At 71.8% G+C, this 22,825-nt stretch carries 19 protein-coding genes; 8 read left to right on the top strand and 11 right to left on the bottom strand.

Annotated elements, in window-relative coordinates:
- Genes ACIGXX_RS29430 through ACIGXX_RS29415 form a run of 4 tightly spaced genes read right to left on the bottom strand, consistent with a single transcriptional unit; the run spans position 1 to position 4,681 of the window.
- On the bottom strand, positions 1–858 hold the full coding sequence (locus ACIGXX_RS29430; protein WP_351173936.1) for an ABC transporter permease: 858 nt from the start codon (positions 856–858) through the stop codon (positions 1–3).
- Complete coding sequence (locus tag ACIGXX_RS29425) at positions 858–1,805, bottom strand: ABC transporter permease (protein WP_351173939.1); 948 nt, start codon at positions 1,803–1,805, stop codon at positions 858–860. The genes ACIGXX_RS29430 and ACIGXX_RS29425 overlap by 1 nt, the downstream gene beginning before the upstream one ends.
- Positions 1,806–1,814: 9 nt before the next feature.
- Positions 1,815–3,470, bottom strand: a complete 1,656-nt coding sequence (locus tag ACIGXX_RS29420) for an ABC transporter substrate-binding protein (protein ID WP_351173941.1) — start codon at positions 3,468–3,470, stop codon at positions 1,815–1,817.
- Positions 3,467–4,681: a C45 family peptidase gene (locus tag ACIGXX_RS29415; RefSeq protein ID WP_361473809.1), complete on the bottom strand. Its 1,215-nt coding sequence runs from the start codon at positions 4,679–4,681 to the stop codon at positions 3,467–3,469. Before ACIGXX_RS29415 ends, ACIGXX_RS29420 begins: the two co-directional genes overlap by 4 nt.
- 121 nt (positions 4,682–4,802) lie before the next feature.
- Between ACIGXX_RS29415 and ACIGXX_RS29410 the strand changes: the two genes are divergently transcribed.
- On the top strand, positions 4,803–5,720 hold the full coding sequence (locus tag ACIGXX_RS29410; protein WP_361473806.1) for a MurR/RpiR family transcriptional regulator: 918 nt from the start codon (positions 4,803–4,805) through the stop codon (positions 5,718–5,720).
- Positions 5,721–5,735: 15 nt separating this feature from the next.
- Here ACIGXX_RS29410 and ACIGXX_RS29405 read toward each other — a convergent pair whose 3' ends face one another.
- Positions 5,736–6,431, bottom strand: coding sequence for an XRE family transcriptional regulator (locus ACIGXX_RS29405; protein WP_361473803.1), 696 nt, complete (start codon positions 6,429–6,431; stop codon positions 5,736–5,738).
- Between the two features lie 100 nt (positions 6,432–6,531).
- Between ACIGXX_RS29405 and ACIGXX_RS29400 the strand changes: the two genes are divergently transcribed.
- Entirely contained in the window at positions 6,532–7,299 is a 768-nt protein-coding gene (locus ACIGXX_RS29400) for an AzlC family ABC transporter permease (protein ID WP_351173953.1), read from the top strand.
- Entirely contained in the window at positions 7,296–7,610 is a 315-nt protein-coding gene (locus tag ACIGXX_RS29395) for an AzlD domain-containing protein (protein ID WP_351173956.1), read from the top strand. Before ACIGXX_RS29400 ends, ACIGXX_RS29395 begins: the two co-directional genes overlap by 4 nt.
- Here ACIGXX_RS29395 and ACIGXX_RS29390 read toward each other — a convergent pair.
- A complete protein-coding gene (locus ACIGXX_RS29390) occupies positions 7,576–9,432 on the bottom strand; it encodes an AMP-dependent synthetase/ligase (RefSeq protein ID WP_399980131.1) in 1,857 nt (618 codons plus the stop codon). The genes ACIGXX_RS29395 and ACIGXX_RS29390 overlap by 35 nt on opposite strands.
- Positions 9,433–9,578: 146 nt before the next feature.
- Here ACIGXX_RS29390 and ACIGXX_RS29385 point away from each other — a divergent pair, with 146 nt between their 5' ends.
- Both ACIGXX_RS29385 and ACIGXX_RS29380 read left to right on the top strand, forming a co-directional pair.
- On the top strand, positions 9,579–10,595 hold the full coding sequence (locus ACIGXX_RS29385; protein ID WP_361473791.1) for an AraC family transcriptional regulator: 1,017 nt from the start codon (positions 9,579–9,581) through the stop codon (positions 10,593–10,595).
- 87 nt (positions 10,596–10,682) lie between these two features.
- Positions 10,683–11,840: a lipase family protein gene (locus ACIGXX_RS29380; protein WP_399980126.1), complete on the top strand. Its 1,158-nt coding sequence runs from the start codon at positions 10,683–10,685 to the stop codon at positions 11,838–11,840.
- Positions 11,841–11,930: 90 nt separating this feature from the next.
- Here the strand turns inward: ACIGXX_RS29380 and ACIGXX_RS29375 are convergent, their stop codons facing one another.
- Positions 11,931–12,797, bottom strand: a complete 867-nt coding sequence (locus ACIGXX_RS29375) for an AraC family transcriptional regulator (protein WP_351174004.1) — start codon at positions 12,795–12,797, stop codon at positions 11,931–11,933.
- Positions 12,798–13,163: 366 nt separating this feature from the next.
- On the opposite strand from ACIGXX_RS29375, the gene ACIGXX_RS29370 reads away from it, so the two are divergent.
- Together ACIGXX_RS29370 and ACIGXX_RS29365 are read left to right on the top strand one after the other, a co-directional pair.
- Positions 13,164–13,931, top strand: a complete 768-nt coding sequence (locus ACIGXX_RS29370; protein WP_399980123.1) for an ANTAR domain-containing protein — start codon at positions 13,164–13,166, stop codon at positions 13,929–13,931.
- A 235-nt stretch (positions 13,932–14,166) separates the two neighbouring features.
- On the top strand, positions 14,167–15,507 hold the full coding sequence (locus tag ACIGXX_RS29365) for a hypothetical protein (RefSeq protein ID WP_366462522.1): 1,341 nt from the start codon (positions 14,167–14,169) through the stop codon (positions 15,505–15,507).
- Between the two features lie 54 nt (positions 15,508–15,561).
- On the opposite strand, the gene ACIGXX_RS29360 is transcribed toward ACIGXX_RS29365, so the two are convergent.
- From ACIGXX_RS29360 to ACIGXX_RS29345, 4 genes are all read right to left on the bottom strand, one after another.
- On the bottom strand, positions 15,562–16,221 hold the full coding sequence (locus ACIGXX_RS29360) for a maleylpyruvate isomerase N-terminal domain-containing protein (RefSeq protein WP_399980119.1): 660 nt from the start codon (positions 16,219–16,221) through the stop codon (positions 15,562–15,564).
- Positions 16,222–16,312: 91 nt separating this feature from the next.
- The gene (locus tag ACIGXX_RS29355) at positions 16,313–17,917 is read right to left on the bottom strand and encodes an alpha/beta hydrolase (protein WP_361473780.1); all 1,605 of its coding nucleotides are present in this window, start codon (positions 17,915–17,917) and stop codon (positions 16,313–16,315) included.
- An 84-nt stretch (positions 17,918–18,001) separates the two neighbouring features.
- On the bottom strand, positions 18,002–19,903 hold the full coding sequence (locus ACIGXX_RS29350; RefSeq protein ID WP_383820401.1) for an AMP-dependent synthetase/ligase: 1,902 nt from the start codon (positions 19,901–19,903) through the stop codon (positions 18,002–18,004).
- 99 nt (positions 19,904–20,002) lie between these two features.
- Complete coding sequence (locus tag ACIGXX_RS29345) at positions 20,003–21,277, bottom strand: acetyl-CoA C-acetyltransferase (RefSeq protein WP_366462524.1); 1,275 nt, start codon at positions 21,275–21,277, stop codon at positions 20,003–20,005.
- A 72-nt stretch (positions 21,278–21,349) separates the two neighbouring features.
- Between ACIGXX_RS29345 and ACIGXX_RS29340 the strand changes: the two genes are divergently transcribed.
- Entirely contained in the window at positions 21,350–22,669 is a 1,320-nt protein-coding gene (locus ACIGXX_RS29340) for a 3-oxoacyl-ACP reductase (RefSeq protein ID WP_399980114.1), read from the top strand.
- The last annotated feature ends 156 nt before the right edge of the window (positions 22,670–22,825 follow it).

Genomic DNA, 22,825 nt, shown 5'->3' with positions numbered 1-22,825 from the left:
TCACTGCCTCCCTAGCCGGTCGGCGGCCCAGACCCCGACCACGTTGAAGGACACGACGACCAGTGCGATGGCCGTGCCGGGGACGAGGGCGGGGAGCAGTGCGCCCTGGACCACGGCCGCCTGCCCCTCCTGCACCATCAAGCCCCAGTCGGATGACGGCGGTTGGGCGCCGAAGCCCAGGTAGGAGAGGGTCGCCAGGGACATCAGGGCTTCCCCGAAGAGCACCACCAGGTAGCCGAGGATCGCGCGGCCCAGGTTCGGCACCAGGTGCGCGCAGCAGATGCGTACGCCGCCCATTCCCTGCACCCGGTACGCGTCGACGTACGGCTTGCGGGCCTCCGAAAGGGCCAGTGAGCGCACGTACTTGGCGATCGTGGGGGTGAAGGCGAGGCCCAGGGCCAGTACGGACGTCGTCATGCCCGCGCCGAAGACCGCGATGATCAGGACGGTGAACAGCAGGCCCGGGAACGCGTACATCACGTCCGTGATCCGCGAGACCAGCGCGTCCACCCAGCCCCCGCGCCAGGCGGCGAGCACGCCCAGCGTGACGCCGAGCACGGCCGCGACGGCGAGGAGCAGGAGCGGGGCGATCAGGCTCGTGCGGGTGCCGTACAGCGCGCGGGACAGGAGGTCCTGGCCGGACGAGTCGGTGCCCAGGAGGTGGTCGCCCGACGTTCCGGCCAGGGATGCCGAGAGGTCGATCGCGTCCGGGGCGTAGGGCGCCAGGAGCGGTGCGAACACCGCCGCCAGGACGACCAGGCCGAGCAGGGCCGCGGCCACGATCACCCCTGCGGGGCGTCGGCGTCGGCGTACCGGCAGGGGTGCGAGTGCGACGGTGGGAGTCGATGCGGCAGCCATCAGGAGCGTGCCTCCTTCACGCGCGGGTCGAGCAGCGGGTGGACCACGTCCACCAGCGTCGTCACCACGATGTAGCCGGTGACCATGAGCAGCAGGACCGCCTGGGCCACCGGGAAGTCGTGCGTATTGATCGCGCCCACCAGGAGCGAGCCGATTCCGCTGATGCCGAACGCCGTCTCCACGACCACCGTGCCCGCCAGCATTCCCGCCATGACGAGTCCGCACATCGTGATGATCGGCCCGAGCGCGTTGCGCAGGACGTGCCGCCGGATGATGTCGCGTTCCGGTACGCCCGAGGCGCGTGCCGCCTCCACGTGGTCCGACGCGGCGGCGTCCGCCATCGCCTGCCGGGTCACCCGGCTGATGATGGCGAGCGCGCCGAGCGCCAACGACAGGGCGGGCAAGGTCAGATGGTGCAGCGTGCCGGTGAATCCCTCTCCCGAGCCGGAGACCGGGAACCATCCCAGCTGTACGCCGAAGAGGGAGACCAGGGCGATGGCCGCCACGAAGGACGGCACCGAGGCCGCGAGCGTCGTGCCCCCGACCACCGCCGAGTCCACCCACGTGGACCGCTTGACCGCGGCCAGGATGCCGGCGCCGACGCCCAGGACGACGAACAACACCGTCGCGTACGCGACCAGTTGCAGCGTCGTCGGGAAGCGGGCCGTCACCAGGTCGGCCACCTGGTCGCTGTACTTGAAGGAGCGCCCCAGGTCGAAGTGGACGCAGTCCCACAGCCAGCGGCCGTACTGGACCACCAGCGGCTCGTCCAGGTGGTACTGCGAGCGCACCTGGGCCAGGCGCTCCGGCGTCAGCTTGTCCCGGCCGCCCGCCAGGAACACCGCCGGGTCACCGGGCGCCGCGTACACGGCGGCGAAGATGACGAAGGAGGCGGCGAAGAGGGTGGCGACGAGGCCCGCGAGCCGTCGTGAGATCCGAGCGAGCACGTCCCTCACCTAGCCTTTCTTCAGGCCGAGTCGCGCGGCCCACGGGTAGTAGAGGTAGGCCTGCGACGCGGGCGGGCCCGTCAGCTTGTCGTCGACGACCAGGGCGGTGGGGACCTGCGCGACGGAGATCCAGACGCCCGCGTCCACGAACCGCTTCTGTACGTCGATCGCGAGCTCGGCCCGCTTCGCGTCGTCCAGGGTGCTCAGCGCCCGCCGGACCAACTTGTCGTACGTGGCGTCCTTGAAGCCGACCCAGTTGTTGGAGGAGTCGGAGAGGCCGTTGTCGTAGAAGCCCATGGGGTCGGCCTTGGAGATGTACCAGTCGCCCACCAGCACGTCGATGTCGGCCCGCGCGGCCGGGTCGCTGTAGAACTCCTCGAACTGGGCCGTGGGAACCGTCTTGATCTGGCCCTTGAGGCCGATCCGCTGGAGAGCGGAGCGCACCGCGTTCGCGACGACCGTGCGGCCCTGGCTGCTGTCCGTGCCGATGACGATGGGGTCGGCCGGCGCGCCCGCCTCCTTCACCAGTTCCTTGGCCTGTGCCAGGTCGGCGGCCGTGGGGGCGGCGGGCGCGGAGGACGCCAGCTCCTTCTGTGCCGCGGCGAACCGGGGCTTCTCGTACCCCCAGGCGCCCGAGCCGACCGGTGTGGCCCACGGCTGGACGAGGCCGCCGTACCCCGACTTCGCGATGCCCGTGCGGTCGATCGCGAGGGACAGGGCCCGCCTGATCTTCGGGTCCTTCAGGCCGCCGCGGGCCGTCGGGATGAGGACGAGCGACGCCGTGGACGGGCCGTAGTGCTGGTCGAGCCCCTTGCTGGCGCGCAGGGCGGATGCGGTGTTCGGGGATTCCGCGTACGTCCCGTCGGCGGCGCCCGTCTTCAGGGCGTTGACCAGGGCGCTGTCGGAGGCCCAGCGGAAGACGACCTGGCGGGTCAGCGGCTTCTCGCCCCAGTAGCCGTCGTACGCCTCGATGGTGATCGAGTCGCCGGACTTCCAGCCCTTCAGTTCGTACGGACCGCTGCACGCGTCGCCCTGTCCCGGCGTGCCGAAGTCCTTGCCCGCGCCGGTGACTTGCTCCTTGTTCCAGACGATGCCCGCGTCGCCCGCGAGCGCCTTCGTGAAGAGCGCGTCGGGGGCCTTGAAGCGGATGGTGACCTCGCGGGCGCCGGTCTTCTTCATGGACTTGACGTTGCCGAACTCGTCGGCCTGCTCCATGTCCGGATCGGCGTGCCGCTTCAGGGACCAGAGCACGTCGTCGGCGGTCAGCTTCGAGCCGTCGTGGAAGGTGACGCCGTCCCGGACGGTCAGGACGAGGGTCTTGTCGTCGGGCGTGGCCGCCTTCTCGGCGAGGAAGGGCTTCGTCGTCATGTCGGGCTGGAGTTGGTAGAGCCGCTCGCAGACGTTCGTGAGGACGACGCGGCCCGCGCTCGAGCCCTGGGTGTCGAGGTCGAGCGAGTCCGGCTCGTCCTCCAGGAGCCAGTCCGCCTTGTCCAGCGTGCCCTTGGCGGCGGCGGTCGTCGCGCTCAGCTTCAGCTTGGCGGCGTCGGCGGGCTTGCCGCCGGTCGCGGCGGTGTCGGCGCCGCTGCACGCGGCGGTGGTGAGGAGGGTGGCCACGGCGAGCCCGGCGACCACCGGCCGCTTCGAAGTCCTGGTGGTCGTCGTCATCTGTTGTCTCCGTACGGGCCGTCGTAGAGGTTCCAGGGCATGTGCTGGTAGTCGCGGTCACAGGGGGTGCCCGCGGTGACGTGGTAGTCGCCGCTGGTCAGGTCCACGCAGGAGGAGACGAGCGTGGACCAGTGCTTGACCTCGGGCTTGCGCGGGTCGGGGTGGGTGCAGAGCGACTCGGGGTGGCCGAGGTGGTCGGACATGGCCTGCTTGATCAACTTGCGGGACTCGTCGGCGCCGGTGGAGGAGCGCAGGGCCTTGAGCCCTTGCTCGGCGCGGGGGACGCGGACGAGCGAGTCCGACGACATGGGGCGGTAGTTCGCGGCGATCGCGGCCGGGATGCCCGCCTGGTAGTGGTTGCCGTGCACCAGGAGGCCGTCCGTGGGGTACATCCAGCCGTGCCCGGCGGGTGTCGTCTCCAGGTCGACGGCGAAGCCCTCGCGGCAGGTCAGCAGGGCGTTGGAGGCGATGTGCGCGCGGGTGCGGCAGAGCACGTCCAGGGCGTCGGTGACGGAGTGCTGGTCCAGGACGCTGCGGCGTACGACGGTCTGGGGGAGGCCGATCGCGTCGCTGAAGCGGCCGCCGAGGCCGTTCGCGTTGAGGGCGATGCCCGCGGAGTTGGCGCCCTGGCGGCCGATCTGGCCCGCCTCGACCTGCATGATCAGGGTCGGGTGCGGGGGCTGGACGATGCGCAGCATGACGACGGTGCCGGCGACTCCGGCCCGCCAGTCCCAGTTCTGCCCGGCCCATACGTGGCCGTCGCCGCTGGCCTCTCCGTAGGCGGCGAAGGAGGTGCAGCCTTCGGCGGGTTCTTCCTCGCTGTCGGCCTTGCCGGCCGCCTTCATGTCCGCGAAGGAGCGGTCGTAGATGACCTCGCCGCGGGCGTTGAGGGCGAGGATGTCGTCGAGGCCGACTCCGGCGCCCTCCGCGATGCCGCGCATCTCCTCCAGGAGGTGGGGCGCGTAGTCGCGGACCGGCTCCGTCCAGCGGGCGGCGCGGTCGGCGACCTGGCTCCAGGTCAGGCCCGACGACTGGCCGAACGCCTCCTCGTAATAGGCGAGGGCGGCGTGCAGCTGGGGGCGGACGGCTTCGCCGTACTGGTGGCCGCGCTCTACGGGGGTGCCGGATATCTCGATGAGCGGGAGGGAACGTTCGGAGCGATCAGGGGCGGCGGGGACGTCAGGGGCGGCGGGGGCGGTGCGGGGTGCCATTCTTCTCCTCGCGGCGGAGAGCTTCCGTCAACTGTCCTGTAACGTCGATTACGGGAAGCTCTCCTTCTGGAATGCGTTGCCCAGGAGAGTAACGGCCATCACACGAGAGTCAATAGCTGTAATGGAAATTTCAGAGGATCAGACGGGGTCCGGTGCCGGCGGCGGGGCGGGGCTCGCGCGGCTGCGGGCCGCGGTGCGCGACCAGTGGGAGACGCTCTCGACGTCCGAGCGCGCCGTGGCGCAGTACGTGGTCAGCGCCCCCGCCGAGTCGCTGCTCTTCGCCAGCGCCCAGGAGCTGGGCACGGCGAGCGGCACCAGCAACGCGACGGTGGTCCGCGCCATGCAGCGGCTCGGCTATGCGGGCCTGCCCGCGCTCAAGCGGGAGCTGGCGTCGGACTTCACGTCGGCGGTGCCGCCGGAGGTGCGCCTCCAGCAGCGCATCGCGCACGTGGGCCGGGACCTGGACGACATCTGGGGCGAGGTCTTCGACGAGGCCCAGGAGCGCATCGAGCACGCGCGGCGCCTGACGCCGGGCGAGGCGCTGCGGGACGCGGTGGGCTTCCTCGCGGAGGCTCCGGAGATCCACTGCTACGGCATCGCGGCGTCCGAACTCGCCGCGCGGCACCTGGCGTTGGCGCTGGGCAGGATCGGCCGCAGGGCGCGCTACTTCGGGGACACGGGGTTCACCCTCGCCGACCATCTCCTCGCCGTGCGGCAGGGTGACGCGGTGGTGATCTTCCAGCCGGGGCGCGCGCTGACCGAGCTGACGGTCCTGATAGAGCGGGCGCGGGCGGTGGGGGCGCGGGTGGTGCTGGTCACGGACGAACTGGCGGAGCTGTACGGGTCGCGGGTGGACGCGGTCCTGACGGCGCCGCATACGCCCACCGGCATCACGACGGAGGCGTTGACCGCGCTGCTGGTGGCGGACGCGCTGCTCCTCGCGCTTGCGACGCTGGACGAGGACCGGGCGGTGGAGACGTCACATCAACTGACGGCATTGCGGGAGCAGTTGCTGTCGCCGAGGCAGCGCAAGGGGTAGCTCCGGGGCGACTTCTCAGACGTGCTGCATGACCAGCACGAAGGTCGTGCCCGGCTCCAGTGCCTCGTACAGGTGCGGGACGTCTCCCCGGTACGACATGTAGTCGCCGGCGGCCAGCTCCACCGTCTCGTCGCGCGGGCCCGCGAGCAGCCGCCCCGTGGAGACGACCAGGTGCTCCATGGAGCCCGGGATGTGCGGTTCCGACTCCCGTACGGAGCCGGGCTCCATCGCGGAGTGGTAGATGTCGCGCCGCACACCGGCGGGCCCCGCGGAGAGCAGCGTCCCCGCGTACGAGGCCTGTTCGGCGTGCATGGTCGGCCCCTCCCCCGCCCGGATCACCGTCACGGCGGGGGCGGGCGACTCCACGAGCACGCTGAACGGCACGCCGAGCGCCACGGCGAGGGCCCACAGCGTCTCGATCCCGGGGTTGCCGGTGGCCGCCTCCAGCTGGGAGAGGGTCGACTTCGCGATCCCGGCGCGCTTGGCCAGCTCGGAGAGCGAGATCCCCGCCTTGGTGCGCTCCCGGCGCAGGGCCGCGGCGACCCATTCGCGGGGGAGGCGGGAGGGGGTGGGGCGGGGCTCGGCGGCTGGGGCCGCTGCCGGGCCGGGGGCGGCGCCGTCGGTCACGCCGGCCTTCTTCGCGGCGCCCGTGCCGTGCGTGCCGTGCGTGCCCGCGCCAACGCTCTCGCCCGCCCTGTCCTGCGACGCCATGTCCCGTGCTCCCTCGCCTCTCACCATCTACTGCCGTTCGCCATAGCGGGCAGATCGTTCGGCTTGACGAACGTAACCCACTCCGCCCATCCTACGACGTATGCGTTCGTCACACCGAACAGAATGCCCGACAGAGCGAACGAACGACGGTTTCGTGCGCCTCTCCCACCTGCCCCGCGGCGTCCTGCGCGACATCGCCCTCGTCTGGCTCGCCGACGCCGTCGTCGGTGTCTCCTTCGGCGCGATCGCCGTCGCGGGCGGTCTGCCCGTCTGGGTGCCGGTGCTGATGTCGCTGCTCGTGTACGCGGGCTCCGCCCAGTTCAGCGCGGTCGGCATCCTGGCCGCAGGCGGCGGTCCGGTGGCCGCGGCGGCGACGGGCCTGCTGCTCAACTCCCGTACGGCGGCGTTCAGCCTGGCCGTGGCCGACAGCCTGGGGCGCTCCTGGGCCGCGCGGCTCCTGGGCGCACACCTCATCACCGACGAGACGGCGGCCTTCGTCCTCGCGCAGCCGGACCAGAAGCGACGCAAGGCCGCGTTCTGGATATCCGGGCTCGGTCTGTTCGCCGTATGGAACGTCAGCGTCCTCGGGGGTGCGCTCGCCGGTTCCGCGCTCGGCGACACGGCCCGCTTCGGCCTCGACGCCGCGTTTCCGGCGGTGCTTCTCGCCCTGGTGCTGCCCGCGCTGCGCGGCGACAGCATGACGCGGCGGGCCGCGGCCGCCGGTGCGGTGATCGCGGTGGCCGCCGCGCCGGTGCTGCCCGCCGGGGTACCGGTCCTGCTCGCGCTCCTCGGCCTGCTCGCAGCCAGGCGCGGCCCGACCCGCCGCCCGACACACACCGACTCCGCCCCCGAGAGGAGCGCTCCGTGAATGCCTATCTCGCCTGTGTCCTTGTCCTCGCCGCAGGGACGTACGCCTTCCGTCTCGCGGGGCCTCTGCTGCATGGGCGCGTCGAACTGCCCGCCCGTGTACAGGAGTTGCTGACCGTCGGGGCCACCGTCCTGCTCGTCGCGCTGCTTGCCACCGGGGCGCTTACCGAGGGGCACGGGTTCGCCGGGTGGGCTCGGCCGCTCGGGGTTCTGGTCGGTGGGGTGCTCGCCTGGCGGAAGGCGCCCTTTGCCGTGGTCGTGGTGGGCGCGGCGGCGACTACGGCGTTGTTGCGTCTGGCCGGGGTGGCGTAGCCGCAGCGCCCTCCTTCTCGTACAGCCCCTCGACCACCTCCGCGTACCGCTCCGTCACCGCACGCCTGCGCACCTTCAGGCTCGGCGTGAGCAGCCCGCCTTCCACCGTGAAGTCCTCGTCAAGGAGGGCGAAATCCCGGATGCGGGCCGGGCGCGAGACCCCTGCGTTGGCCTCGTCCACCACCTCCTGGACGAGGGCGCGTACGCGCGGGTCCCGCGAGAGCGGCTCGGTCAGCTCCACGCCCTCGCGTCCCGCCCAGCCGCTGATCTCCTCCGCGTCCAGCGTGATCAGGGCGACGGGGTAGGGGCGCTTGTCGCCCACCATGACCGCTCGGGAGACGAACCGTGAGCGCTGGACGGCCAGTTCGCTGAGGGACGGGGTGAGGTTCTTGCCGCCGGAGGTGATGATCAGGTCCTTCTTGCGGCCGGTGATGCTGAGGTAGCCGTCGGCGTCCAGCTCGCCCACATCGCCGGTGTGCAGCCAGCCTTCCTCGTCCAGCGCCTCACCGGTGGCGGCCGGGTCCGCGTGGTAGCCGGGGAAGACCATCGCGCCCCGGGCGAGGACTTCTCCGTCATCGGCGATACGGACCTCGCAGCCCTCCACGGGGCGGCCGACCGTGCCGTACCGGACCGCGCCGGGGTGGTTGAGGCTGATGACACCGGCCGACTCCGTCATCCCGTAGCCCTCGTAGACCGCGATGCCGCAGGCCCGCAGGAAGTCGATGACGTGCGGTGCGATCGGGGCACCGCCGGTCAGCGCCCACCGCACGCGCCCTCCGAGTGCCTGCCGGACCAGGCCGTAGAGGGCCTTGTCGGCAGCCTCGTACGCGTCCTGGAGATCGGGCGGCAGGGCGCCGTCCGCCGCGAGGACGCCGATGCGTACCGCTTCCTCGAAGCGTTCGCGGCCCCCCTCCTGGGACTCGGCGAGGGAGAGGACCACGGAGTAGATCTTCTCGAACAGGCGGGGCACGGACGGCAGGTGCGTGGGCTTGGCCTCCGCCAACTCGGCCACGACGTTCTCGATCCTCCCGCCGAAGAAGCAGAGTTCGCCGCCCTCGATGAGCGTCGTGAACTCGATGAGCTGGGCGAGGAGATGCGCGAGCGGGAGATAGAGATACGTGGAGTCGCCGGGGCCGCTCTCGATCAGGGGGAGCGTGGCGGACTGGACGGCACCCAGATTGGCGTGGGTGAGCAGACAGCCCTTGGGGAGACCGGTGGTACCGGAGGTGTAGATGATGGTGGCCAGGTCCCCGGGGGCCCGGCTCCGGGCACGGTCCAACAGGGCATCAGGGGAGGCCGGTTCGGCGGAATGAGCCACCGAGCCCAGCTCGGCATCGGCAACGGCAACGGCGGACTGAGCCACCGAGCCCCGTTCGGCGCTTCCCTCCTCCCGCCCCGTCATCAGCAGCACATGCCGTACGCCCGGCAGGCGTGGCCGCAGGCGTTCGATCTTTGCCGCCTGCCTGGCGTTCTCGCAGAGCACCACCGAGGTGCCGGAGTCGCCGATGACCCACTCGACCTCCTCGTCGCCCGCCGTCGGGTAGACGGGGACGACCACCGCGCCCGCCGCGAACGTGGCGAAGTGGGCATAGGTCCACTCGGGGCGAGTCTCGGCGAGGATCGCCACGCGGTCGTCCGGGCGGACGCCGAGAGTGAGCAGCTTCTGCCCGAAGTCCCTGACCCGCTCGCGCAGTTGCTCGTACGAGACCTCCTCCCACGCCCCGCCTCCGGACTTGAAGCGGAGGGCGGGCCGCTCGCCGTGGCGGTCGGCCGCCCACTCGGTGAGGACGGCCAGGGTCTCGGGACGCTCCGTCGGCTGCATGCCCACAAACGCTAGGGAGTGCGCGGGCCGTCGCGGGATGACGGGAAGCGTCAGCGGGGTTGGCCGGGAAGCTCAGCCCCCGCTGCGGCCGGAGGCGCACCCGCCACCCCGAGTTCGAGAACCCCCGCGGCGGGGAAGGAACCCCCATGCCCAGCAGGACCATCACCGTCCATCACGTCCGCGCCATGCTGCACGGCGCCGAACGGCACGGCATCGATACCGTCCCGCTGCTCCGTACCGCCCAGATCCCCCCGCTCCTCCTCGGCGACGACCGGGCCCGCATCACCGAGGTCCAGTTCGCCCGGCTCTTCCGGGGGCTCTACCGCGCCACCGGTGACGAGTTCCTCGGCCTGGGATCGGCCGTCAGCAGGCCCGGGACCTTCGCGATGATGTGCCACGCGTTCATCGGTTGCCGCGATCTCGGCGCCGCCATGGAGCGGGGCGTCACCTTTTACGGGCTCTTTCCTGGAGGGCCCGATCTCACCCTCGAGCATCGCGACACCGGCAGCGCCGTCTTCGCCGTACGCAACGACCTCGAACACGACTACTTCCTCGCCGAGTGCCTCGTCATCATCTGGCACCGGCTGTGCAGCTGGCTGATCGGGCGCCGCATCCCCCTCCACTGGGCCGAGTTCGGGCATCCGCCGCCCCCGCACAAGGACGAGTACGAGCTCCTGTTCGGCTGCCCGGTCCGCTTCGGCGCGGCCCGCACCGGTGCCGGGTTCGACGAGCACTGGCTGGCCGCCCCGCTGATCCGGGACGAGGCGGCCCTGGAGGGGATGCTGGACCGGGCGCCGTTCGACCTCCTGTCGCGGCGCGAGTACGGGACCACGGTCGCCGAGCAGGTGCGCCGCGCCCTCTCCCGCGCGCTGCGCACCTCCCCCCGCCTGCCCTCCCTCGGCGAGATCGCCGCCCGCCTCGCGGTGAGCCCCGCCACGCTGCGCCGCCGCCTCGCCCAGGAGTCCACCTCCTACCAGCAGTTGAAGGACGCCGTGCGGCGCGACGCCGCGATCGCGGGGCTCGCCGAGGGCTCCGAACCGATCGCCGAGCTCGCCGCGCGGCTCGGCTTCTCCGAGGACACGGCGTTCCACCGGGCGTTCCGGCGGTGGACGGGGACGACACCCGGCGCGTACCGCTACGAGACCTGGGGTCAACAAAGGTGAGCGCTCCCGCCAGCGCCGAACTTACTCGCCGGTCACTACGGTCGTCGCCTGACCAACCCAGCCCCTGAGGACAGTTGGGAGAGCCGCATGCACGTACGTACCAGCGCAAGAGCCCTGGCCGTGGTGGCCGCGCTCGGCCTGTCGGTCGTCACCCCGGTCACGGCGCAGGCCGCCCCGGCGGACACCGCAGCGCCCGGAGACGTCGTCAGCTCCGCGCCGAGCAGCTTCCACCCGCTCCCGGGCCAGCCGACGAACACCAAGGCCTGGAAGATCAACTACCGCTCCACGACGGCGAAGGGCGAGCCGAACACCGTCTCCGGCACCGTCATCGTGCCGCAGGACGGCAGGAAGGGCCCCCGCCCCCTCATCACGTACGCCGTCGGAACGATCGGCATGGGCGACCACTGCGCTCCCAGCGCCGGCTTCCCCAGGGGGACGACCCTCGAAGCCAACCTCATCCAGCAGCTCACCCTGCGCGGCTGGGCGGTCGCGGTGACGGACTACGAGGGACTGGGCACCCCCGGCGACCACACCTACACGGTCGGCAGGGCCGAGGGGCACGCCATGCTGGACGCCGCCCGCGCCGCGATCCGGCTCCCGGAGGCGGGGCTCGGCGAGGACACCCCGGTCGGCGTCATGGGGTACTCGCAGGGCGGGCAGGCAGCCAGTTGGGCCGCCGAGCTGCACGGTTCGTACGCCCCCGATCTGAAGGTCAAGGGCACGGCGACCGGCGGCGTGCCCGGCGACCTGATGGAGGTGGCGGACTTCAACGACGGTTCGTACGGCTCGGGCCTGATCTTCATGGCGGCGATCGGCCAGGACGCGGCCTTCCCCGAGCTGAAGCTCGACTCGTACCTCAACCCGGCGGGCAGGAAGCTGATCGGCACGCTGCGGAACAACTGCGTGGCGGACGGCGCGGTGCTCGGCTCCTTCAAGAAGATCTCCGACATGACGGTGAAGAACCCCCTCGACCAGCCGGACTGGCAGCAGCGCCTGCGCGAGTCGACGGTCGGCACACGGGCTCCGGACGCGCCGGTGTACCAGTACCACGTGATCACCGATGAGCTGATCCCGTACGGCGTGGGCAAGCAGGTCCGCAAGGACTGGTGCGCCAAGGGCGCGAACGTGGAATGGCACACGATCCTGCTGGGCGAGCACGTCTCCGGGGTCATCACGCAGTCGCCGTTCGCGGCGAACTGGCTGGCGGACCGCTTCGCGGGGAAGCCGGCGAAGGGCAACTGCTAGCCGGTTTCGACGGATCGCGCGGCGCCTCCCGGGGGGCGAGGCCACCGCGCGATCCGTCCTCCCTCGGACCGTGATCCGTTCCTCAGACCGTCACCGAGGCGTCCGCTCCACCGGAATCCACAGCTCGGCCTCCGCCTCCGTCCCGTCGTCCGAGAGGCGGGTCCGCAGGATCTCGGGCCCCGGACGGCTCCGGTACGGATTCGACGGGAACCACTGCGTGAAGACGTCCCGCCACAGGAACTGAAGCGTCTGCGGGAACGGCCCCGAGCTCTCGAAGACGGCCCACGCCCCGGCCGTGACGTCGAGCGCGTCCATGTCCTCGGGCACATCGGCGCCGGACACCACACCGTGGTAGTAGTCGAGTTCGGTCCCTTCGGCCCGGCTCTCGTCCAGGTTGTCGCTGACCGAGACGATCCCCCGCGGCTCCTGGTCCGACAGGCTCTCGATGCGCCGCAGCGTCTCCTTTCCCAGCCCCCGGATGAACGCGGCGATGTCCGGGTTCACCCCCTCGTGCACGAGCGGGACCCGCGCCTTCCTGCCGACGACTCGGAACGCGTCCTTGTCCACGACCCGGTACCGCATGCTGCTGCTCCCTTCGACGATGAGGCGGAAGGACATCCGGGGCTGGGACCGCAGCGTCGCGCCGCCCCGCCTGGCTTCACCGGGACCCACCCCGTGCAGCGAGCGGAACGCCCGCGCGAACGCCTCGCCCGACGAGTAGCCGTAGCGCACGGCGATCTCCAGGAGCGTCCGCTCCCCTGCCAGTACCTCGGCGCCCGCGACGGTCAGCCGCCTGCGCCGGACGTACTCCGACAGCGGGAGTCCCGCCAGCGCGGAGAACATCCGCCGGAAGTGGTACTCCGACGTCATCGCGGTCCGCGCCAGGTCGGCCACCTCGATCCGCTGGTCGAGGTGGGCCTCGATGTGCTCCATGGCCTGGTTCAGCCGCTCCAGCACCCCGGTCTCCTTCCCTTTCACGCCCTCACGCTATGAAGGACCCACCCTGCCGGACCCGACATCCTGTGCCCGGTTCGGACCGGTCCCGTCCGGTCCTGTCGAGCTCCTGTGGAGGCCTCGGCCTCCGGGGTTTCGGGTACGGGGGGGGCGGGTAGCCGGGTGCCGTACCGTAAGGCCGCCCGGCCCGGATGGAACCGGTCGGAGTGGCGGTCTTTGGCGGGTCGGCCAAGGGCGAGAGGCGAGCGGCGAACTCCCTGTCAGCGGACGCGACATGGCCCTTCGGAGGGCCGACATCCTTCCGTCGCCGGACGCTGCCTGGCCCCTGCCGCCGATGGGCGCGGAAGCCGCTCGATCGGCAGGCGCAGCATGCCCACCACCGACCGCGAAGTACGGATCGCCCACGCCTTCCTCGACCTCGCACGCCCCCGCCCGGACTTCGATCCGCTGGAGCTCCTGCACGACCTGACCAGCCGGGCCGCCGCCCTGCTGCCGGTCCGGTGCGCCGGCATCACGGTCATGAACCGCAGCGGCACCAACGCGGTCTACGTCACCGCGTCCGACGAGCTGTGCCTGGCCCTGGAGGAGGAACAGACCGCGCTGAAGGAAGGCCCCTGCCTCGACAGCACCCGCAGCGGGCAGCCACTGCCGGTGATCTCGCTGACCGGCCCACCGGGCACCACCCGATGGCCACGTTTCGCTCCCCTCGCCCGGCGGGCCGGGATCACGGCGGTCGCCGCGGTGACCCTGCGCCTGCCCCACCTGCCCCACCTGCCCCACCTGCCGCGGCTGCCGCTGGGCTCCCTGAACCTGATGATGGCGGGCCCACCCCACCCCAGCGGCCGGGACCTGCGGCTGGCCCAGGCACTGGCCGACGTCACCAGCTCGACGCTGTCCTTCCGGCAGCAGCCGGCCGACAAGAACGAGGTCCTCGGCCAGTTGCAGATCGCCCTGGACAGCCGCGTGGTCATCGAGCAGGCCAAGGGCGTCCTCTCCGTCCGGCTCGGCGTCGGCATGGACGAGGCGTTCCAGCGGCTGCGCGGCCATGCCCGTTCCCGCCGGCAGAAGCTGACCGAGCTCTCCACCCGGATCGCCCGGGGCGACGTGCCCGAGGGCCCGCTCGCCCCCACCCGGTGAGCGCCGCCCGGTGACCGCCGCCGTGCCCGTCAGTGCCCCACGGGGCTCATGAGCCGGAGCTCGGCGGTGATGTGCGCCGCGCCGCCGCGTCGGAGAGGTCGCGCCGCCTCCCCTTTCGCAGTCATGTACGGCTACAGTTCCTTGCCCCCACGGCAGCACCGCCAACTCCCCCCACGCCTGCACCCCGAACTCCCGTACGTCCGTACGTGGTTCCATCGGAAAGGGAACGCCAGCCGTGTCTCAACGCCGTCACCTCAGACCCGCAGCCGTCGCCTCCGCGGCCGCCGTCGTCGTCCTCGCCCTCGGGTTAACCGGCACCGCCCACGCCGCCGCACCCGGCACCGCCCCCAGCTCCGCCACCCGCGTCGGCGACGACCCGGACCAGCCGGACAACCCGCTGTACGACGCCCCCGACAGCTTCTACGTCACCTCCGGGCGCGAGTCCGTCTCCCTCTTCTGGAGCCCGCTCTCCGCGGCCACCGGCTACGAGGTGTACCGCGCCGAGGCCGAGGGGACCGAGCCGGACGAGGTCGGCCCCTACGAGCTGCTCGACACCGTGGCCGCGAGTTCGTACGTCGACAGCGCCGGTGACCCCGACGTGACGTACGCCTACAAGGTCCGCGCCGTGGACGGCGCGGGTCACGTGTCGCCCTACACCGAGGCCCTCCGCGGCACCCAGGACTCCGTCGCGCCCTTCGCGCCGAGGGACCTCACGCGCACCCGCGAGGACGAGCGCGGGGTGACGCTGACGTGGCGCACCGGGGACTCGGACTCGGTGAAGTACGTGGTGTACCGCGCGGTGTCGCCCAACGCGCAGCGCGTCAAGGTGGGTTCGACGACGTCGCTGACCTTCCGCGACACGAAGGGCGACCCGGGTCTGACGTACCTGTACGAGGTGCGGGGCGTCGATGCCGTCGGGAACGAGTCCGAGGCGTCGAACACCGTGAACGGCACCAAGACGGTCGGCTCCAGCACCGCGCCGAAGGCTCCCGCCCTCGGCAACGCCCAGCTGGTGGGCCGGCGGCTCACGCTGTCGTGGTCGCAGAGCCCGTACGTGCCGGTGTCCTCCTACACCGTCTACCGGTCCAAGACCTCCCCGGTGGACATAACCGACCCGGCCAACAAGGTGGCCACCACGACGGGGACGGAGTACACCGCCACGGTGGGCGAGGACGAGGGCGAGCGGGACTACTACTACGCCGTCGTCGCCACGTCCTCGTACTCCGTCGCCTCGCCCGCCTCCGCGTCGGTCAAGCCGACGTACACGGAGCCGCGTCCGCCGGGTGCCACGCGGGTCTACGAGGTGACGCCGGGCGCGGGCAGCGTGCGGCTCAACTGGTTCGGTGTCCCGTACGGCAGCGACGAGGCGCCGGTGACGGGCTACCGCGTCTACCGCTCGACGAGCCCCGGCATCACCAAGGACAACGCGGAGTTCACGCACGTCACGAGCGACACGCAGTACGTGGACCGTGACCTGACGGGCGGCACGAAGTACTACTACGCCGTCGCCACGCTCAACGAGGACGGCCTGGTGTCCGCCCTCTCCCCCGAGGTGTCGGCCACGCCGACGTCCTGACGTCCGCCCCGGGCCCGGAAGGCTTCCGCTTCCGGGCCCGGGTTCGGACGCCCGCTACCCCCGGGGCTCCCCGTACCACCGCCACGCGCCCCGCCGCGCCCGGCCCGGCAACTCCCCGCGCCCGGTGGCCCAGAGCAGGGCCTGCCATGGCTCCTCGTCCGACGGGACGTCGGGGAAGAGGCGGTGGAGGACGCGGGAACACACATCGCCGGGAGGCGCCCACTTCAGCCCCAGTCCCTCGGCGAGGTCGTGCGCATGGACCACGGTCTCCACGACTCCCATGGCGGCGAAGCCCTCGGGATCGGAGACGCCGAAGCCGTGGTAGGCCCGGGTCGCGGGCGGGGCCGTACGCACCATGGCGACCAGCAACGCGCCACTGGCCTCCAGGACCTGGAGCAACCCGGCCGGTCCGGCGGCACGGTCGGCATGGACGGCATTGGCGGGCCCGCCGGGCCGCCGGGCCTCCCAGACGAAGGGCACCTCACCCTCCAAGGGCGGCTGCTTCGGGCCGAGTTGCACGGCGTACGCAAAGAGATCATCGGCGAGATGCTCGACGGTCTCCCAGCAGTCCCACTCCAGCGCACCCGCCTTGCGGGCCCAGGCGTCCGGTGGCGCGTCACGCAGGACGCCGAGCGCGAGCTGGACGACCAGCTCAAGATCATCGGGTGTCACGGGCCCGGGGGTGGCGGGTTCTTGTTCGGCTTGTCGACGCATGGAGGGGACGGTAGCCGCCGCGAAAGCGGCGCGCCCACCGACTTTTCGTCGCTCGGGCAGGGCGCCCGCGCCCGCCCGCGCCCGCCCGCCGTCACTCCTCCTCGTCCACCCCGCACGAGGACCCGTTCTTCGGCATCTCCCCGTACAGGAGGAAGCCGTCCACCTTCTCCCGCACGCACTTCGACCCGGCGTAACCGGTGTGTCCGTCACCCTTGTTGTCCAGGACGACGGCCGCCGACCCGAGCCGCTCGGCGGTCTCCTCGGTCCAGCGGTACGGCGTGGCCGGGTCGCCCCGGGTGCCGACGAGGAGGAAGTCGGGGCTCTTCACGTCGCGTACGTCGTCGCGGATGTAGTCCGTACCGGCGGGCCGCCCGAAGCAGAACAGCACCGGCATCAGCATCGACTGCCCGAAGATGGCGGACGTCGACTCGAACTCCTCCTGGAGTTCGGTGACTTCCCTCTCCAGGCTCTCGGCGTCGGGCCGGTCCGGGTCGTCCGCGCAGTTCACGGCCATGAGCGCGGCAGCCATGTTGTCGGCGGGAACGTCCTCGGGCGACAGGCCCCGGACGCCTCCCCGGATGGCGCCCCCGGGCATCTGCTGGGCCAGGGACCCGCTCATCCGCAGCAGCGCCCGGGGGTCACCGTCCGCCAGCAGCGCGCCGAGCGCCTGGGAGAGCGCGGGCCACGACTGCCTGCTGTAGAGCGCCTGCCCGAGTACGGCCACGACGTCCTGGCCGGTGAACTCCGCGCCGTCCGAAGACTGGAGCGGATACGTGTCGAGGCCCTTGATCAGCTCGGCCATGCTGTCGCGTGCGCCACGCGAGTCGGTGCCAAGGACGCAACCCGCGTTGTCCGTGCACCACTTGATGAAGTTGTCGAGGGCGGTCTGCCGCCCCTCCGCGCTCACCAGGGCCTGCTCCGCGACGTCCTCGGTCAGCGTGTCCACGCCGTCCAGGACCATCCGCCCGACGTTCTTCGGGAACTGGGCCGCGTAGACGGAGCCGAGCCGCGTCCCGTACGAGAAGCCCAGATAGTTGAGCTTCTTGTCGCCGAGCACCTGCCGCATGACGTCCATGTCGCGCGAGACGTTGACGGTCCCGACGTACGGAAGGACGGGTCCGGACTCCTTCTTGCACTGTTCGGCGATCTCGCGCATCTCGTCGATGACGGCACCCGGGTCGTCCGAGTCCCCTTCCACCGCCGTCTCCCGCGCACCGGCGTCCCCGCAGCTGACGGGCGAACTCTCGCCCACACCACGGGGGTCGAAGGAGACCACGTCGTACCCCTTGCCGAGGTACTCGAACTCCTTCTGCGCGTTCAGCAGCCCGGACACACCTGCGCCGCCGGGTCCGCCGAAGTTCAGCAGGAGCGAACCCCTGGGTTTGCCGCTGGACTTGATGCGGATCATGGCCACGTCGACCTTGCCGCGCCCCGGGTCCGCGTAGTCGAGGGGCACGGTGATCTTGCCGCACCGGATGTTCTTGTCCTTGGGCACGGCGGTGGCGTCGGACTCGGATATGAGGCCCGCGCCGTCTCCCTCGCAGGCGCCCCACTTGATCTTCTGCGTGTAGTAGCGGGAAAGATCGGGCGACGAGGAAGGCGATGGCGTGGCCGCCGCGCTCTCGCCCGGCAGCCAGGCCCCTGTCCCCATGACGGCCAGCGCGGTCACGCCGGCGAGTGCGACAGCTCTGCGCACGGCAACCTCCCAGGGTCTGCCCCTCGATCACCCTAAGCGCGGGGCAGCGGCCCCGCCCGTTCAGGTGACAGCGCGTGACAGCCGCTACCGTGCGTGTCCGTACAGGCCCTCGATCTCCGCCGCGAAGTCCCGCTCGATGGCGTCCCGCTTCAGCTTCAGGGACGGGGTCAGATGGCCGCTGTCCTCCGTGAAGTCCACGGGAAGCACGGCGAACCGCCGGATGGACTCGGCCCGCGACACGAGCTTGTTCGCCTCGTCGACGGCGCGCTGCAGGGTCTCGCGCAGATCGACGTCGTCCACGAGATCGGCGAGGCCGGTGTAGACCTTCTTCTTCATCCGGCACCAGTGCGCGATGCCGTCCGCCTCCAGGGTGAGCAGGGCGGTGATGTAGGGCCGGTCGTCGCCGACCACCATGCACTGGCCCACCAGCGGGTGGGCGCGCAGCCAGTCCTCCAGCGGGGCGGGCGCCACGTTCTTGCCGCCGGTGGTGATGAGGATGTCCTTCTTGCGCCCGGTGATGGAGAGGTACCCGTCGGCGTCGAGGGCGCCGATGTCCCCCGTCGCGAACCACTCCCCCTTCGCGGGCACCGCACGCCCGGCCTGCCCGTCCCAGTACCCGCCGAAGACCTGCCCTCCGGCGAGCAGCACTTCCCCGTCGTCGGCGATCCGCACCCGCGTCCCGGGCAGCGGCCAGCCCACCGTGCCGAGCTTCGGCTTCAGCGGCGGTGTCACGGTGGCCGCCGCTGTGGTCTCGGTCAGGCCGTACCCCTCGAAGATCTCGATGCCCGCCCCCGCGTAGAACGCGGCCAGGCGGCGCCCGAGCGGCGAGCCGCCGCAGATCGCGTACCGCACCTTGCCGCCGAGGGCCGCGCGGATACGCCGGTAGACGAGCGGGTCGTACAGCGCGCGGGCCACCCGCAGCCCGAACGTCGGACCGGGCCCCGTGCCGTGCTGCCGCGCCTCGACCGCCTCGCCGTAGCGGACGGCGAAACGGGCGGCGCGGTCGAAGGAGGAGGCGCGCCCCATCTTCTCGGCGGTGGCCCGTCCCGTGTTGAAGACCTTCTCCAGGACGTACGGGATGGCGAGCAGGAAGGTCGGCCGGAAGCCTCCCAGGTCGCCCAGCAGATCCTCGGTCTGGATGCTGGGCGCGTGCCCGAGCCGCACCCGCGCGCGCATGCAGCCGATGGCGACCATGCGCCCGAAGACGTGGGAGAGCGGCAGGAAGAGAAGCGTGGAGGCGGGCTCCTTGCTGACGGACTTGAAGACGGGATGGAGCAGCTCGATCGCGTTGTCGACTTCGGCGAAGAAGTTGCCGTGGGTCAGGACGCAGCCCTTGGGCCGCCCGGTGGTGCCGGAGGTGTAGATGAGCGTGGCGACGGAGTCGGGACCCAACTCGGCGCGTCTTCCCTCCACTTCGACATCGGAGATGCCTCCGCGCCGCCCCAGCTCGGCGAGCCGCCGTACGTCCCCCTTCTCGAAGGACCACAGGTGCTCAAGGTCGGGCATCCGGTCCCGCTCGGGCCCGAGCGACGCGGCGAGGGCGGCGGTCTCGACGGCGAGCGCGACGGCTCCGGAGTCCTGGAGTATCCACCGGGTCTGGTAGGCGGACGAGGTCGGATAGACGGGCACGGTGACGAGCCCGGCGGCCCAGCCCGCGAAGTCGAGCAGCGTCCACTCGTACGTCGTACGCGCCATGATGGCGAGCCGGTCCCCCGGGGCGAGCCCCTCGGCGATCAGCCCCTTGGCGACGGCGAGGACTTCCTCGGCGAACGCGGCGGCCGACACGTCCCGCCACCGCCCGTCGTCGCCCTTGCGGGAGAGCACGGCTTCGGCGGGTGCCTCGCGGGCGTTGTCGAAGGGGATGTCGGCGAGGGACCCCCGGCTGACGGCGGAGGCGAACGGCGGTACGGAGACTTCGCGTACGACGCCGTCGAGGTGGCGCAGGCGGGGTTCGACGAGGGCGGGCTGCGGGGTGACGGGGGACATGGGGTGGCGGCTCCTTGTCAGGGGGTGGTCTTGGGAGGGCCGGGCGCGGTTCCGCTGCTCGGTGGCGGACCCGGCGGAGGCCTGCAGGTCGGCTACCGCCTACCGCTCGAGAATCGCCGTCACCCCCTGCCCGCCGGCCGCGCAGATGGAGATGAGGCCGCGTCCGGACCCGCCCCGCTCGGCGAGCAGCTTCGCCAGGGTGGCGACGATCCGCGCGCCGGTGGCGGCGAAGGGGTGGCCCGTGGCGAGCGAGGACCCGGCGACGTTGAGCCGGTCCCGGTCCACGGCACCGAGCCCCCGCTTCTCCCAGGCGGCCAGCGTGGCGAGCACCTGCGAGGCGAACGCCTCATGGACCTCGACGAAGTCGAAGTCGGCGAGCCCGAGTCCGGCGCGCTCCAGCATGCGCGGCACGGCGTACGCGGGCGCCATCAGCAGCCCGTCCTCGCCCCCGACGACGTCACCTCCCACGAAGTCGACGGCGGCGGTCTCGTACGCGGTCAGACAGGCGAGCGGTTCGAGCCCGCGCTCGTCGGCCCACTCCTCACTCGCGAGGAGAGCGACGGCCGCCCCATCGGTCAAAGGGGTCGAATTCCCGGCGGTCATGGTCGGATTGGGCCCCTCCACCCCGAAGACGGGCTTCAGCTGCCCCAACTTCTCGACGCTGGACCCGGGCCGCAGGTTCTGGTCCCGTTCGAGCCCCCGGAACGGCACGACGAGCCCGTCCAGGAACCCACGGTCGTACGCGGCGGCAAGCCGCTGATGGCTCGCGGCGGCCAGTTCGTCCTGCGCCTCGCGCGTGACGCCCCACGCCTGGGCGGTCACGGCGGCGTGCTCACCCATCGAAAGCCCGGTGCGGGGCTCGGCGTTGCGCGGGATGTCGGGCACGAGGTGCGAGGGCCGCACGCGAGCGAGCGCCTTGAGGCGCCCTCCAGTGGTCTTGGCGCGGCGCGCGGCGAGCAGGATCTTGCGCAGCGAGTCGTTGAGACCGAGGGGCGCGTCGCTCGCGGTGTCGGCTCCGCCCGCCACGGCGGACTCCGTCTGCCCCAGCATGATCTTGTTGGCGGCGGCCACGACGGCCTGCAGGCCGGTGCCGCAGGCCTGCTGGATGTCGTACGCGGGTGTGGTGGCCGCGAGGCGGGACCCGAGGACGGTCTCGCGGGCGAGGTTGAAGTCGCGGCTGTGCTTGAGCACGGCACCGGCGACGAACTCCCCGACGACGCCGGGTCCGTCGAGCCGATATCGCTCCACGAGACCGTCCACGGCGGCAGTCAGCATCTCCTGGTTGGACGCGGTCGCGTACGGGCCGTCGGAGCGCGCGAAGGGGATGCGGCTGCCGCCGATGACCGCCACGCGGCGGGTGGTGGGCAGATTCATGTCTCGACCAGCTCCTGACCCTTGAGTAACCTTACTCTGAAGTAAATTTACGACCGAGCTGGGAGTTGGACAATGGCCGACCGCTATCTGAACTTCACGGGCACCGCACCCGGCCGCTTCCTCACTCGAAGGCTCGGCCTCCCTCAGCCGTCGCCACTGCGCCGCTGGACCCCGGAACACCCTTACCTGGAGGGCAAGTTGCTGCTCCTGACGGCAGGAGAGTCCACCCACGGCCCGGAACTGTCGACGGTCCTGTCGCGAACGCACCTCGATCTCGCGGCCGAATCCTCTTCCCCGGCAGCGGTGGTCGTGGACGCAACGGGCATAAGCGACGTGCCAGCCCTCTCCGAGGTGCACGCCGCGCTGCATCCGGTGGTGCGCTCGGTGGCGGAGAACGGCCGGGTGGTGGTGCTCGGCGCGCCGGTCTCACCGTCGGACCACCACCAGGCGGCGGCGCAGCAGGCGCTGGAGGGCTTCGTCCGCTCTCTGGGCAAGGAGCTGGGCAGGGGCCGCACGGCGACGCTGGTCCGGATGAGTTCGGCGGCGGCTGCGGAGTCGACGCTGCGTTTCCTCCTCTCACCGAGGTCGGCGTACGTGAGCGGCCAGGTGATCGAGGTGGGAGAAGCGGAGCCGCCGGCCACCCCCGTCGACTGGGACAGGCCCCTGGCGGGCCGTACGGCCCTGGTGACGGGGGCGGCGCGGGGGATCGGCGCGGCGGTGGCGGAGGTGCTGGCGCGGGACGGCGCGCGGGTGGTCGTCCTCGATGTGCCGTCCGCGCAGGCGGAGTTGGTACGGGTCGCGGACCGGCTGGGCGGGACGGCGCTGCCGCTGGACATCACGGCGGACGACGCGGGGGACCGGATGGCGTCGGCGCTCGCCCCTGCCGGCCTTGACATCCTCGTCCACAACGCGGGGATCACGCGGGACCGCAGGCTGGCCAACATGCCGGCGGACCGCTGGGACCCGGTCCTGGACGTGAACCTGACGAGCGTGCTGCGCACGACGGACGCGCTGCTGAAGTCCGGGACGCTGAACCGGGGCGGGCGCGTGGTGGCCACGGCGTCGATCGCCGGGATCGCGGGGAACGTGGGCCAGACGAACTACGCCGCCAGCAAGGCGGGGATCATCGGGCTCGTACGGTCCCTGGCGCCGGTGGCGTCGGCGGAGCACGGGGTGACGGTGAACGCGGTGGCCCCCGGCTTCATCGAGACGAAGATGACGGCGGCGGTCCCCCTCTTCATCCGCGAGGCGGGCCGCAGGATGAACTCCCTTGCCCAGGGAGGTCTTCCGGTGGACGTGGCGGAGACCACGGCGTGGTTCGCCTCGCCGGGCTCCGGCGGGGTGAACGGGCAGGTGGTGCGGGTCTGCGGCCAGAGCCTGCTCGGGTCGTAGCCCTCGTCGGAACCGGGCCTCTCCCCTGCCCCGCGGCTTCGCCCACCACGAACGACCTCTCCCACCCACCCGCCCGAAACCCAGCAGCACCCCTCACCGAACAAGCCCTTCCCACCCACCCGCCCGATTGCCCCGCAGCGACCAGTGATTCGCCGC

It is taken from the genome of Streptomyces sp. NPDC055243 (genome assembly GCF_044544025.1).
Classification (GTDB): domain Bacteria; phylum Actinomycetota; class Actinomycetes; order Streptomycetales; family Streptomycetaceae; genus Streptomyces.
This window is presented reverse-complemented; position numbering and strand designations above follow the sequence as displayed.

Excerpts from the sequence above, each read along its gene's own strand:
- ACIGXX_RS29430 (WP_351173936.1), bottom strand. The coding sequence starts at position 858 with ATGGCTGCCGCATCGACTCCCACCGTCGCACTCGCACCCCTGCCGGTA.
- ACIGXX_RS29415 (WP_361473809.1), bottom strand. The coding sequence starts at position 4,681 with ATGGCACCCCGCACCGCCCCCGCCGCCCCTGACGTCCCCGCCGCCCCT.
- ACIGXX_RS29370 (WP_399980123.1), top strand. The coding sequence starts at position 13,164 with ATGCCCACCACCGACCGCGAAGTACGGATCGCCCACGCCTTCCTCGAC.
- ACIGXX_RS29420 (WP_351173941.1), bottom strand. The coding sequence starts at position 3,470 with ATGACGACGACCACCAGGACTTCGAAGCGGCCGGTGGTCGCCGGGCTC.
- ACIGXX_RS29345 (WP_366462524.1), bottom strand. The coding sequence starts at position 21,277 with ATGAATCTGCCCACCACCCGCCGCGTGGCGGTCATCGGCGGCAGCCGC.
- ACIGXX_RS29340 (WP_399980114.1), top strand. The coding sequence starts at position 21,350 with ATGGCCGACCGCTATCTGAACTTCACGGGCACCGCACCCGGCCGCTTC.
- ACIGXX_RS29380 (WP_399980126.1), top strand. The coding sequence starts at position 10,683 with ATGCACGTACGTACCAGCGCAAGAGCCCTGGCCGTGGTGGCCGCGCTC.
- ACIGXX_RS29390 (WP_399980131.1), bottom strand. The coding sequence starts at position 9,432 with ATGCAGCCGACGGAGCGTCCCGAGACCCTGGCCGTCCTCACCGAGTGG.
- ACIGXX_RS29350 (WP_383820401.1), bottom strand. The coding sequence starts at position 19,903 with ATGTCCCCCGTCACCCCGCAGCCCGCCCTCGTCGAACCCCGCCTGCGC.
- ACIGXX_RS29385 (WP_361473791.1), top strand. The coding sequence starts at position 9,579 with ATGCCCAGCAGGACCATCACCGTCCATCACGTCCGCGCCATGCTGCAC.
- ACIGXX_RS29410 (WP_361473806.1), top strand. The coding sequence starts at position 4,803 with ATGGAAATTTCAGAGGATCAGACGGGGTCCGGTGCCGGCGGCGGGGCG.
- ACIGXX_RS29360 (WP_399980119.1), bottom strand. The coding sequence starts at position 16,221 with ATGCGTCGACAAGCCGAACAAGAACCCGCCACCCCCGGGCCCGTGACA.
- ACIGXX_RS29405 (WP_361473803.1), bottom strand. The coding sequence starts at position 6,431 with ATGGCGTCGCAGGACAGGGCGGGCGAGAGCGTTGGCGCGGGCACGCAC.
- ACIGXX_RS29400 (WP_351173953.1), top strand. The coding sequence starts at position 6,532 with ATGCGTTCGTCACACCGAACAGAATGCCCGACAGAGCGAACGAACGAC.